This window comes from Pantoea sp. M_10 (assembly GCF_008631515.1).
GTDB lineage: Bacteria > Pseudomonadota > Gammaproteobacteria > Enterobacterales > Enterobacteriaceae > Pantoea > Pantoea anthophila.
Window position 1 is genome coordinate 168950 of the sequence record NZ_VWUL01000006.1, and the last position, 12839, is coordinate 181788.

Genomic DNA, 12839 nt, shown 5'->3' on the forward strand with positions numbered 1-12839 from the left:
ATTGATTTTGCGAGAATTTTAGTTACAAAACCCCTTGCTGAAGCGTTTCAGTTCAGAATTACGATCCTGACATTTCCTGGGGGTTTGTCGCCCTGTATTAATCACGTAAACACAGTGTTATTTTCGGGTTACTGTCAGGCGCCACCTCTGTTGCCCGCCAGTCACAATAACGAATCCGACAACATCACCTCACGGCGTTAGTGGACACCTGTTTATGAAAACCTCACTTTTTAAAAGCCTTTATTTCCAGGTGCTGATGGCGATTGGCATCGGCGTTTTGTTAGGCCATTTTTACCCGGAGCTGGGGACCCAGATGAAGCCGCTGGGCGATGGCTTTGTTAAGTTAATCAAGATGATTATCGCCCCGGTTATCTTCTGTACCGTAGTGACCGGCATCGCCGGTATGGAAAGCATGAAAGCCGTCGGGCGCACTGGCGCTGTCGCGCTGCTCTATTTTGAAATTGTCAGTACCATCGCGCTGATCATTGGTCTGATCGTGGTTAACGTGGTGCAGCCAGGTGCAGGAATGAACGTTGATCCCGCCACCCTGGATGCCAAAGCGGTGGCGGTCTATGCGCAGCAGGCGGAACAGCAGGGCATCGTCGCCTTCCTGCTGGATGTCATTCCTAACAGCGTGATTGGCGCCTTTGCCAGCGGCAACATCCTGCAGGTGCTGCTGTTTGCCATTCTGTTTGGTTTTGCCCTGCATCGTCTGGGTAACACCGGCACGCTGATCTTCAACGTGATTGAGAGCTTCTCGAAAGTCATTTTCGGCATCATCAACATGATCATGCGTCTGGCACCGATAGGCGCCTTCGGCGCGATGGCGTTCACGATCGGTAAATATGGCGTGGGGTCACTGGTGCAGCTCGGCCAGCTGATCGTCTGCTTCTATATCACCTGTGTGCTGTTTGTGGTGATTGTGCTGGGGCTGATTGCGCGTCTGTTTGCCGGATTCAGCATCTTTAAGTTCATCGCCTATATCAAAGAGGAGCTGCTGATTGTGCTGGGCACCTCCTCGTCCGAGTCAGCGCTGCCGCGCATGCTGGATAAGATGGAGAAGCTGGGCTGTAAGAAGTCTGTGGTCGGGCTGGTGATCCCCACCGGTTACTCCTTTAACCTCGACGGCACCTCGATTTATCTGACCATGGCGGCGGTGTTTATTGCCCAGGCGACCAATGCCCACATGGATATTTTCCATCAGATCACGCTGCTGGTGGTACTGCTGCTCTCCTCGAAGGGCGCGGCAGGGGTGACCGGCAGTGGATTCATCGTGCTGGCGGCGACGCTCTCGGCGGTCGGCCATCTGCCGGTGGCGGGTCTGGCGCTGATTCTGGGTATCGACCGCTTTATGTCCGAAGCGCGTGCGCTGACCAACCTGATCGGAAACGGTGTGGCGACCGTGGTAGTGGCGAAATGGGTCGACCAGCTGGATCACAAACAGCTCAATGACACGCTCGCTGGCCGGAATAAAGAGAATAAAGCGTCCGAATCTTCAGTTTAATCATTGAATTTCACTTAAATCCCCTCAAATGCCCGCTGTCGCTTGCCCTGACAGCGGGCATTTGCATAATAAACCCCACTTGTTTTTTTGACGTTTTTCACTTCGTTGCGCGACATCCTGAACTTCCTGTGGTCAAACACGTTGTTGTTGGATAACAGCGCGATTCGGCGCCAGCCGATTCGTTAATAACAGCGGCACGTCGCGCCAGTGATAACGATATTTGAATTATTTGAGTAGGGGTTCACATGCAGGGCACCAGAATTCGGCTTTTGGTTGGTGGATTAGTGCTGGCAGCAAGCAGCTATGGTCTCCAGGCAGAAACGCTGCAACCGGATCCGGCCTGGCAGGAAGGCAAGCTGGATAACGGATTTAACTGGCAGTTACTGGCCACACCGCAACGCCCCAGTGACCGCATCGAACTGCGGCTGGTGGTCAACACCGGTTCACTGGTGGAGAGTGCGCAACAGACCGGCTTCAGCCATCTGCTGTCGCGTCTGGCCATGGTGCACAACACCGCGCTCGACACCCAGCAGCAGCGCGCGCTATGGCAGCAGGCGATGGATCCTCAGCGCCCCCTGCCGCCCGTCATCGCCTCTTATGATTCCACCCAATATAATCTGAGCCTGCCGAACAACCGTCCTGAGCTGCTGAAAGAAGCGCTGAACTGGCTGGCGGCCACAGCGGGCAATATGGCGATTACCGAACAGGTGGTGAGCACCGCGCTGACGGCCTCCGATCCGGTCGCCACCTGGCCGAAAGATACGCAGGATGTCTGGTGGCGCTACCGCCTGAAAGGCTCGGCGCTGCTGGCGCACGATCCTGCGGCGCAGCCACGCGCCCCGGTTGATTTAACCCAGCTCAACGACTTTTATCATCAGTGGTACACCCCGGATGCGATGACGCTCTACGTGGTCGGCAATGTCGACAGCCGCAACCTCTCTGAGCAGATCAACAAAACCTTCTCGGCACTGACCGGCAAACGCGAAACGCCTGCGCCACTGCCCACCCTCTCCCCGCTGCCGCACGAGCCGGTGAATCTGGTCAGCAGCAACATGACGCAGGATCGCCTCTCACTGGTGTGGGATACGCCGTGGCAGCCGATTCGTGACTCGCAGAATCTGCAGCGTTACTGGCAGGGTGATCTGGCCCGTGAAGCGCTGTTCTGGCACGTTCAGCGCGCGCTCAGTGACAGCAAAGCGCAGGGCATACAGGTGGGATTTGACTGCCGCGTGCTCTATCAGCGTGCGCAGTGCTCGATCAATCTGGATGGACGCAACGACAGTCTGGCGCAGAATATGAATCTGGTGGCTCGCGAGCTGGCTAACGTGCGCGATAAAGGCTTACCGCAGGAGGAGTTTGATGCGCTGATGGCGCAGAAGCTGCTGGAGCTGAATAAGCTGTTCACCACCTATGCCCGCACCGACACCGATGTGCTGATGAGCCAGCGGCTGCGCTCCCAGCAGAACGCCGTGGTCGATATTGCGCCTGAGCAGTATCAGAAGCTGCGGCAGGCCTTTCTGGCGGGTCTGACCCGCGAGCAGTTAAACCAGGAGCTGCGTCAGCAGCTGACCCAGGAACTGATGATGGTTCTGATCCAGCCGGAAGGCGAAGCGGAAACCAACGTGAAAAGCCTGCAAAACAGCTGGGACAAAGTGATGGCACCGTCAGCGGCACCGGCGGCCAGCAATGAAGCCACGCCGCCGGACAGCAACGTCAAAGACGTGCCGCCTGCGGCTTAAGATCAGGTCTTTGCCCTGAGCCACTCGGTCACTAACATCGGCCAGCTGGCGAGGGGCAAATCTGCCACACCGCGGATACCGAATCCGTGCCCGCCTTTCTGATAGAAATGCACCTCTGCCGGGACCTTATGCTCCCGCAACGCACTGAAAAACGCCATGCTGTGATTCACCGAGACGGCTTCGTCGTCGGCGGCGTGGATCAACAGCGTTGGCGGCACCAGCGGGTGAACCCGGGTTTCCAGGGAGTAGGCCTCAATCGTTTTCTGATCGGGCCAGGCACCCAGCAGGCGGGTTCGGGCGCCTTCATGGGCAATGCCATCACGCATGCTGATCAGCGGATAGACCAGGATCATCGCATCCGGGCGAGGGGAGAAGTTTTCTGCGCCATCCTGCACCGGATAGAGTTTTTCCGCGAAGCGTGTGCCCAGACTGGCCGCGACGTGGCCACCCGCCGAAAAGCCCATCATCACAATGTACTTTCCATTCAGGCCGCGCTGCGCCCGTTCACGCAGCACCCGCACGGCGCGCTGTGCATCGGCCAGCGGCGCATCGGGGCCTTCATGATGACCATCATAGGGCAGGCGGTAGGTCATGACCGCCAGGGTATAGCCCATTGAGGTGAAGAAGGTCGCCAGGGCGCTGCCTTCACGGTCGATCATCACACGCTGATAACCTCCGCCTGGCGCGACCAGCAGAGTGATCCCGTTGGATTCGACCGGATGCCAGATCGCCATCTCCGGGCAACGTACACCGGTAGCGGCGCGATCGTAAGGCTCATACTCTTTTGCCATATCGACGATCTGCGGCTGTGCCCGCGAATCGCTGGCACCTGGCGCATCACCGTGTGGCCAGATATTAATGATTTCTGTGTGCATAAATAGGTCCTGATGCGGAGAATATTTTAGTTGTTTTGTTCACGGCCGGAGAGCACAGCGTCCTGCTGTTGTTGATTAAAAGATGGTCTTTTTTACGGCGAACGTCCATCCGAAAAGGGCCGAATTGGGCAGATTCGGACTATGCCTGGTGGCGTTCGGTTGGCTATAACTGGCTAATTTTATTCAATAAATTATAAGTCTGGTTGAAGGGGATGGCCGGGTCGCCTGTGCGATTAACCACAATTTTTCAGCGTAAGGGAAATGAGCAGCATGGCCCGCTTTACTAGCCGCAATTTACCGGATATCACACTGCGGGCGCTTAAGAGGCGATAATGATTTTATCCCCGCCAGATCCGGGCCTGGAGGCAGGGGAGAAGTACCAGTCTCATTTGAGACTGTTTATGATTCATGGCGACAGGGCAGTTTCCGGTTGGTTGATACGGTTTAACATATCATCATCCGTTCCTACACAACGGTAAGATGCATGCCATGTCTGAACCCACACTCTCTGCCAGACAGACGTTTACGCGACTGTGGCCCACGATTTCACCCTTCAGGCTGGGCCTGGTGGTCGCCGGGATAGCCCTCATCGTCAACGCCGCCATAGACCCGTTTATGCTGACATTGCTGAAAAGCCTGCTGGACGATGTGATGGGCAGGCGGCATGCGGGGATGCTGCTGTGGATGCCGCTGGTGATTATCGGGCTGATCCTGATCCGCGGCGTCAGCGGCTATATCTCCGGTTACTGTATCTCCTGGGTCTCCGGTAAAGTGGTGATGAGCCTGCGCCGTCGTCTCTTCAGCCATATGATGGGGATGCCGGTGGCGTTCTTTGATCAGCAATCAACCGGCACGCTGCTCTCCCGCATCAGCTACGATTGCGAGCAGGTCGCCTCCGCCTCTTCCGGCTCGCTGGTCACGGTGGTGCGTGAAGGTGCCTCTATCCTTGGCCTGTTTGTCATGATGTTTTACTACAGCTGGCAGCTTTCCCTGATCCTGCTGGTACTTGCGCCCGTGGTGTCGCTGGCGATCCGCCTCGTCTCCCGGCGCTTTCGCCGCATCAGCAGGAACATGCAGGACACCATGGGGCTGGTCACCTCCCATGCTGAGCAGATGCTGAAAGGGCATAAAGAGGTGCTGATGTTCGGCGGTCAGCGGGTGGAGACAGAGCGGTTTGGACAGGTCAGCAACAGGATGCGTCGTCAGGGGATGAAAATGGTGTCGGCCACCGCGTTGTCCGATCCGCTTATCCAGCTGATCGCCTCTTTCGCACTGGCTTTTGTGCTCTATGCGGCCAGTTTTCCGTCGGTAATGACGACGCTGACGGCAGGCACCCTCAGCGCGGTCTTTTCCGCCATGCTGATGCTGATGCGTCCGTTAAAGTCCCTGACCAGCGTCAATGCGCAGTTCCAGCGCGGCATGGCCGCCTGCCAGACACTGTTTGCGATTCTGGATACTGAGCAGGAAAAAGATGAGGGCACCCGCGTTATCGGACGCGCCGCCGGTCATATCGCGTTCCGCAACGTCAGCTTCACCTATCCCGGTTCGGAAACGCCCGCCCTGAACGCAATCAATATTGATATACCGGCCGGGAAAACGGTCGCCCTGGTGGGCCGTTCCGGCTCAGGTAAATCGACCCTCGCCAGCCTGCTCACGCGTTTTTACGATATCGACAGCGGCGAAATTTTGCTGGATGGGCACGATCTGCGTGACTATACCCTGGCCTCGCTGCGCGAGCAGATGGCGCTGGTCTCTCAGCATGTTCATCTGTTCAATGACACCATCGCCAACAATATCGCCTATGCCCGTCGTGATCTCTTCAGCCGCGCCGCAGTCGAACAGGCGGCGCAGATGGCTCATGCCATGGAATTCATCAATAAAATGGAGAATGGGCTGGATACGATGATTGGGGAGAATGGGGTGCTGCTGTCGGGTGGACAGCGCCAGCGCATTGCCATTGCCCGCGCCCTGCTGCGCGACAGTCCCGTTCTGATCCTCGACGAAGCAACCTCGGCCCTCGATACCGGCTCAGAACGGGCGATTCAGTCTGCGCTGGAGACGCTGCAGCAGAACCGCACCACGCTGATTATTGCGCACCGGCTCTCAACCATTGAGAAAGCCGATGAGATCCTGCTTATCGAAGAGGGCCGGATCGTTGAGCGCGGCTCGCATCAGCAGCTGCTGCAGCAGAACGGCGCTTATGCCCGGCTTTATCAGATGCAGTTCAGTCAGGCATCGCCTCTGCCGGAATAATCGCGCCACGATGCTGAATCACCGTGCTGGCGATCAGATGCCCGCGCTGTGCGGCGGCTTCAGCCGATGCGCCGGTCAGGCGGCGCGCCAGATATCCGGCGCTGAACGAATCGCCCGCGGCCGTCGTATCCACCACCTTCTCCTTCGCCAGCCGGACCGCAGGCACCTCAATCAGCGGCGCATCACCCGTGGCGACCAGGCAGGCCTCCGCACCCCGTTTAATCACAATTTCGCTGGCGCCTGCTTCGCGGGTTCGCGCGATAACCTCCTCCAGCGGCTGCTCGCCCCACAGCAGATGTTCATCATCCAGGGTGAGAAAGGCGATATCGGTACAGCTGAGCATGGCGCGATACGCGCTCTGCGCACTGGCCCGATCGGCCCATAAACGCGGGCGATAGTTATTATCGAAAATCACCCTGCCGCCCTCTGCCCGGCAGCGGGCCAGAAGCTGCATCAGTTTCTCCCGGCTGGCAGCGGGCAGAATCGCCAGACTGATGCCGCTGAGGTAAAGATAGTCATAGTGCGCCAGCTGGTCGGCGATCGCCTCTGACTGCGGGCTGTCGAGCCAGTAGCGGGCCGCGGCGTCGCTGCGCCAGTACCAGAAGGTGCGCTCGCCCTCCGCATCGGTTTCAATCACATACAGGCCTGGCATTTTATTATCGAGACGCTGAATCAGGCCGGTGTTGACCTTCTCCTGCTGCCAGGCGGTTATCATCTGATCGCTGAACGAATCCGTCCCCAGCGCCGTGACGTAATCGACCCGTAACTGCTGCTCATCCACCTGGCGGGCGAGATAAACCGCCGTGTTCAGCGTATCGCCGCCAAAACCCCGTTTGATGTTCTCACCCTTTTCCGACAGCTCAATCATGCATTCGCCGATAATGGCAATTTTCTTCTGCGTCATGGTTTGCAACCCGTAGTGAAAGAGTGCTCAGTCTCGCGTCTGGTATGGCAGTCGTCAACGCTTTTAAAACGCTGTTTTGATTTAGCTTAAGGTGCAGGAGAGGGCTAATCTGGCGGATAAGAGGCGCTAATTTCGGCTTTTTTTACCGATTATGCGGGCGACGCAGCTGATAGACTTTCCCTTTTTGTGGCCGTTTCGTTCATCTCTTTACCACAGACACTCACGATAATCGCAGCTGCGTCACCCGTTTTGGGGACATATTATCAACCAGGAAAACACCATGGTGATGGAGAGTATTAGTCAATGGCTGCCGTCTTCAATTGACCCTGATTATCAAACGGAAACCCCGCTCTTCTGGCAACAGTGCCAGCGGCGCTATCGGTTCCAGCCTATCTATCGGGTAACCGGTCGGTTACTCGCCATTGAACTGCTGACCGCCGTTTCTCATCCTGCCCAGCCGGAACGGAATCTGTCACCCGAGGCCTGGTTTGCCGGGCTCGATATCGCCCAGCGCCTCAATGTGATCTATGAGCAGCTGGAACTGCTGACGCAGTGGTCCGCCTTCTTCGAGCGCAACGGTGTGGTCGCGTCGGTCAACATCGATGGCCCCTCGCTGCTCTCTATTCAGCACCGGCCCGCCATTCGTCGCCTGATCGCCCGCCTGCCCTGGATCCGCTTTGAGCTGACAGAGCATCATGCGCTGCCACAGGCGGAGAGAGTCGCTAAGATCCCGGAACTGGGCCCGCTGTGGCTGGATGATTTTGGCTCTGGCATGGCCAATTTCTCCGCGCTGACCGAACTGAAATATGACTACATCAAGCTGTCGCGCGACCTGTTTATTCTGCTGGGCAGTTCTGATGAAGGGCGCAGCCTCTTTTCGATGCTGCTGGCGCTCATCAATCGCTACTGTAACGGTGTGATTGTCGAGGGCGTGGAAACGGAAGAGCAGTGGCAGCAGGTCAGGGGTTCCCCGGCCATCGCGGCTCAGGGCTACTACTTTTCGCGGCCTGTCCCATTTTCTGAACTGAATCATCTGACTCTCCAGCTTCCCTGATGCCGTTGCCCGCCGTCTCGACTATCTTTAACGCAGGCCGTGAAAGAGCAAGGAGAAAGCGACATGTCGCGTACCGGGAAAATCGTCAGTTGGGTTGCAGGCATTCTGGTGTTGTTGATTGTGGTGATTATTGTGGTGATCGCGACATTTGACTGGAACCGTCTGAAGCCCACCATCAATCAGAAAGTCTCAACCGAACTCAATCGTCCTTTTGCCATCCGCGGGGATCTGGGGATCGACTGGGTGCGCCATCGCGACGAGTCGGGCTGGCGGCGCTGGGTGCCGTGGCCGCAGATACACGCCGAAGATATCATGCTGGGTAACCCGCCCGGCATTCCTGATGTCACCATGGTCCATCTGCAACGGGCCGACGCGACGCTGGCACCGCTGTCGCTGCTGCACAAAGAGCTTTTCATCCCGTGGATTAAGCTGCAGCGACCTGATGCGCGCCTGATTCAGACGGCGGATAAAAAGAATAACTGGACGTTCGATCTCGCGGGTAGTGACAAGGATGACAAGGACAGCGCGCCCTCGGCCTGGTCCTTCCGGCTGGATAATATCCTGTTTGATCAGGGGCAAATCCGCTATCGCGATGCGGTTAACCGCGCCGATGTCACGGTACAGGTGAATCCGCTGGGCAAACCGGTGCCCTATGCGCAGATTGCCGGCGGTGACGATCAGCAGAAGGGCGCGGGAGACTTCGTCTTTGGCTGGCAGGCCAGTGGCACCTACAACAATGAAAAGCTCAGCGGTGAAGGCAGGATTGGCGGCATGCTCTCGCTGCGCAGCCAGAACACCCCTTTCCCGGTACAGGCCGATGTGCGAAACGGCACCACGCGGGTTCAGGTAACCGGGGGCGTGCAGGACCCGATGAACCTGGGCGGACTGAATGTGCGTCTGCGTTTCTCCGGCGATACGCTGGCGAACCTCTATGGCCTGACCGGCGTTCTGCTGCCTGATACCCCGCCTTATGAAACGGACGGCCATCTGATCGCGAAATTCAGCGGGGAAAAGGGCGCGGTCTACCGCTATGAGAAATTTAACGGTCATATCGGCGACAGCGATATTCATGGCTCGCTGATCTACACGCAGGGCAAACCGCGTCCCACCCTCACCGGGGAACTCACCTCTGAGCAACTGCGCATGGCCGATCTGGGGCCGCTGATTGGTGTGAACTCCGGCAAAGGGAGTGAGAAGACCGCCCAGGCCAAAGCCCGGCGCGGTGAGAAATCGAATCAGCCTGCTGACCGTGTACTGCCGCACGACAGGTTTGAAACCAAAAGCTGGGATGTCATGGATGCCGACGTGAAGTTCAGCGGCAAACGTATCGAACACAGCAACTCACTGCCGCTGAGCGATCTCTATACCCACTTACAGCTCAAAAACGGCGATCTGCTGCTGGATCCGCTGCGCTTTGGTATCGCGGGCGGCAATCTCAACAGCACTATCCGGCTGGAGGGCGATCGTTCACCGATGCGTGGCCGGGTTGACCTGCATGCACGCAAGCTGCGTTTGCGTCAGCTGTTCCCGGATGTGCAGGCGATGAAGAACAGCCTGGGTCAGCTCAACGGTGATGCCAGCTTTACCGGCACCGGCAACTCGGTCGCCGACCTGCTGGCGACCAGCAACGGTCAGCTGAAGCTGCTGATGAATGACGGGCTGATCAGCCGCAATCTGATGGAGATCGCCGGACTCAACGTGGGTAACTACGTGGTCGGCAAACTCTTTGGCGACGATCAGGTGCGCATCAACTGCGCGGCCACCGATATCAGACTGCAGAATGGTCTGGCGACGCCGAACCTGTTTGTGTTTGATACCGAGAACGCGATTATCAATGTGTCAGGGAACGCCAACTTCGCCAGTGAGCGACTGGACCTGTCGATCAATCCGGAGAGTAAAGGTGTCCGCATCGTCACGCTGCGCTCTCCGCTCTACGTGCGCGGCACCTTTAAGAATCCGGATGCGGGCGTGAAAGCGGGGCCACTGCTGGCCCGTGGGGCCGCTGCCGTGGCGCTGGGTGCGGTCGTGGGGCCGGCAGCGGCGCTGCTGGCACTGATCTCCCCCAGCGACAACGAAGACAACCAGTGCAGCAACGTTCTGCAGCAGATGAAGCAGAAGAAGTAACTAGTTGCGGTAGAGCACTTTGATAATGTGATAACCAAAGCCGGTCTTTACCGGCCCGTAAGGCGTCAGCAACGGGCAGGTAAAGACCGCTTTATCAAAGGCCGGTACCATCTGTCCCTGGCGAAACTCGCCCAGATCGCCTCCCTTACGGCCGGAAGGACAGGTCGAATGCTTCTTCGCCAGCTGCTGGAAATTGCCGCCCTTCGCCAGTTTCGCCAGAATCTCTTTTGCCAGCGCTTCCTCTTTGACCAGGATGTGTAAAGCCGCCGCGGTTTTCGCCATGTTGGTATCTCGGTTGTGTATAATTGCCGCCCAGTATAAACCCCTTTCTTTTGATTCAATCAGGCGATTTCTTCTATGCGTTTAAACCCCAGCCAACAACGTGCCGTCGAATTTGTTACCGGTCCCTGTCTGGTACTGGCGGGCGCGGGATCGGGCAAAACCCGCGTAATTACCAATAAAATCGCCCATCTGATTCGTGAGTGCGGCTATCAGGCGCGACACATCGCTGCGGTGACCTTCACCAATAAAGCCTCGCGCGAAATGAAAGAGCGTGTGGCGCAGACGCTGGGTCGCAAAGAGGCGCGCGGGCTGCTGATCTCCACCTTCCACACGCTGGGCCTGGAGATCATCAAGCGTGAAACGGCGGCGCTGGGCATGAAGTCTAACTTCTCGCTGTTCGACGATCAGGATCAGCTCGCCCTGCTGAAAGAGCTGACCAGAGAGTGGCTGGAGGAGGATAAGACGCTGTTGCAGCAGCTCATCTCCACCATCTCAAACTGGAAAAATGACCTGATCGATCCGCAGGGCGCGGCCGCGCAGGCGCGTTCACAGCAGGAGAATATTTTTGCCCACTGCTATGGCCTCTACAGTCAGCATCTCAAATCGTGCAACGTCCTCGATTTTGACGATTTGATCCTGCTGCCGACGCTGCTGCTGCAGCGTAATCAGGAGGTGCGCGAACGCTGGCAGCAGCGTATCCGCTATCTGCTGGTGGATGAGTACCAGGATACCAACACCAGCCAGTATGAGCTGGTTAAACTGCTGGTTGGCGCGCGGGCGCGCTTCACGGTGGTGGGTGATGATGACCAGTCGATCTACTCCTGGCGCGGCGCACGACCTCAGAATCTGGTGCTGCTGAGTCAGGACTTTCCGGCGCTGGAAGTGGTGAAGCTGGAGCAGAACTACCGCTCCTCGCAGCGCATCCTGAAAGCGGCGAACATCCTGATTGCCAACAACCCGCACGTGTTTGAAAAGCGGCTCTTCTCCGAACTGGGGCAGGGCAGCGAACTCAAAGTGGTGACCGCCAACAGCGAAGAGCATGAAGCGGAGCGGGTCACCGGCGAACTGATTGCGCATCACTTTATCAACAAAACGCAGTACAAAGATTACGCGATCCTCTACCGTGGTAACCATCAGTCACGCACCTTTGAAAAGTTTCTGATGCAGAACCGCATTCCCTATCGCATCTCTGGCGGCACCTCGTTCTTCTCACGGCCGGAGATTAAAGACCTGCTCGCCTATCTGCGCGTGCTGACTAACCCTGAGGATGACAGTGCGTTCCTGCGCATCGTCAACACACCGCGTCGCGAGATTGGTCCGGCGACGCTGCAGAAGCTCGGTGAATGGGCGAATCTGCGCAGCAAGAGCCTGTTTCATGCCAGTTTTGATGTCGGGCTGGGTCAGACGCTCAGCGGACGCGGCCTGGAGCATCTGCAGCGCTTTACCCACTGGCTGAATGAGATCATCCAGCTGACCGAACGCGAGCCGGTCAACGCGGTCCGCGATCTGATTCGCGGCATCGATTACGAAAGCTGGCTGTTCGAAACCTCCGGCAGTCCGAAAGCCGCAGAAATGCGGATGAAGAACGTCAACACGCTGTTTCAGTGGATGACCGAAATGCTGGAGGGCAGCGATATCGACGAGCCGATGACGCTGGCCCAGGTGGTCACGCGCTTTACCCTGCGCGACATGATGGAGCGCGGTGAAAGTGATGAAGAGCTGGATCAGGTGCAGCTGATGACGCTGCACGCCTCCAAAGGGCTGGAGTTCCCCTATGTGTTCCTGGTGGGTATGGAAGAGGGGCTGTTGCCGCACCAGAGCAGCATTGATGAGAACAATATCGAAGAGGAGCGTCGTCTGGCCTACGTCGGCATCACGCGGGCACAGAAAGAGCTGACCTTTACCCTCTGCCGTGAACGGCGGCAATATGGCGAGCTGGTGCGACCGGAACCGAGCCGTTTTCTGCTGGAGCTGCCGCAGGACGATCTGCAGTGGGAGACGGAGCGCAAAGTGGTCAGTGCCGAGGAGCGGATGAAAACCGGGCAGAGCCGGGTTGCCGGTCTGCGGGCGATGCTGGATAAAGCCAGAAAAGGGTAAGCACGTC

9 protein-coding genes are annotated in these 12839 nt (G+C 57.6%); 6 read left to right on the top strand and 3 right to left on the bottom strand.

Annotated elements, in window-relative coordinates; translation table 11 throughout:
* Positions 1–214: 214 nt before the first annotated feature.
* A complete protein-coding gene (locus tag F3I47_RS17005; protein WP_009088401.1) occupies positions 215–1504 on the top strand; it encodes a dicarboxylate/amino acid:cation symporter in 1290 nt (429 codons plus the stop codon).
* Between the two features lie 245 nt (positions 1505–1749).
* Positions 1750–3243, top strand: a complete 1494-nt coding sequence (locus F3I47_RS17015) for a pitrilysin family protein (protein WP_009088402.1) — start codon at positions 1750–1752, stop codon at positions 3241–3243.
* A 2-nt stretch (positions 3244–3245) separates the two neighbouring features.
* Here F3I47_RS17015 and F3I47_RS17020 read toward each other — a convergent pair whose 3' ends face one another.
* Positions 3246–4118 (bottom strand): alpha/beta hydrolase, encoded by an 873-nt coding sequence (locus F3I47_RS17020; RefSeq protein ID WP_009088404.1) that lies wholly within the window; start codon positions 4116–4118, stop codon positions 3246–3248.
* Between the two features lie 489 nt (positions 4119–4607).
* Between F3I47_RS17020 and msbA the strand changes: the two genes are divergently transcribed.
* Positions 4608–6371, top strand: a complete 1764-nt coding sequence (msbA, locus tag F3I47_RS17025) for a lipid A ABC transporter ATP-binding protein/permease MsbA (RefSeq protein ID WP_370462022.1) — start codon at positions 4608–4610, stop codon at positions 6369–6371.
* On the opposite strand, the gene F3I47_RS17030 is transcribed toward msbA, so the two are convergent.
* Entirely contained in the window at positions 6343–7275 is a 933-nt protein-coding gene (locus tag F3I47_RS17030) for a sugar kinase (RefSeq protein WP_009088407.1), read from the bottom strand. The two genes, msbA and F3I47_RS17030, sit on opposite strands and share 29 nt — an antisense overlap.
* A 280-nt stretch (positions 7276–7555) precedes the next feature.
* Here F3I47_RS17030 and pdeH point away from each other — a divergent pair, with 280 nt between their 5' ends.
* Together pdeH and F3I47_RS17040 are read left to right on the top strand one after the other, a co-directional pair.
* Complete coding sequence (gene pdeH, locus F3I47_RS17035) at positions 7556–8329, top strand: cyclic-guanylate-specific phosphodiesterase (protein WP_058958109.1); 774 nt, start codon at positions 7556–7558, stop codon at positions 8327–8329.
* A gap of 63 nt (positions 8330–8392) precedes the next feature.
* Complete coding sequence (locus tag F3I47_RS17040; RefSeq protein ID WP_140923933.1) at positions 8393–10453, top strand: AsmA family protein; 2061 nt, start codon at positions 8393–8395, stop codon at positions 10451–10453.
* Here the strand turns inward: F3I47_RS17040 and ppiC are convergent, their stop codons facing one another.
* On the bottom strand, positions 10454–10735 hold the full coding sequence (ppiC, locus tag F3I47_RS17045; RefSeq protein WP_009088412.1) for a peptidylprolyl isomerase PpiC: 282 nt from the start codon (positions 10733–10735) through the stop codon (positions 10454–10456). It lies immediately after the preceding gene.
* A gap of 75 nt (positions 10736–10810) precedes the next feature.
* Here ppiC and rep point away from each other — a divergent pair, with 75 nt between their 5' ends.
* Positions 10811–12832, top strand: a complete 2022-nt coding sequence (rep, locus tag F3I47_RS17050) for a DNA helicase Rep (RefSeq protein ID WP_046100946.1) — start codon at positions 10811–10813, stop codon at positions 12830–12832.
* The last annotated feature ends 7 nt before the right edge of the window (positions 12833–12839 follow it).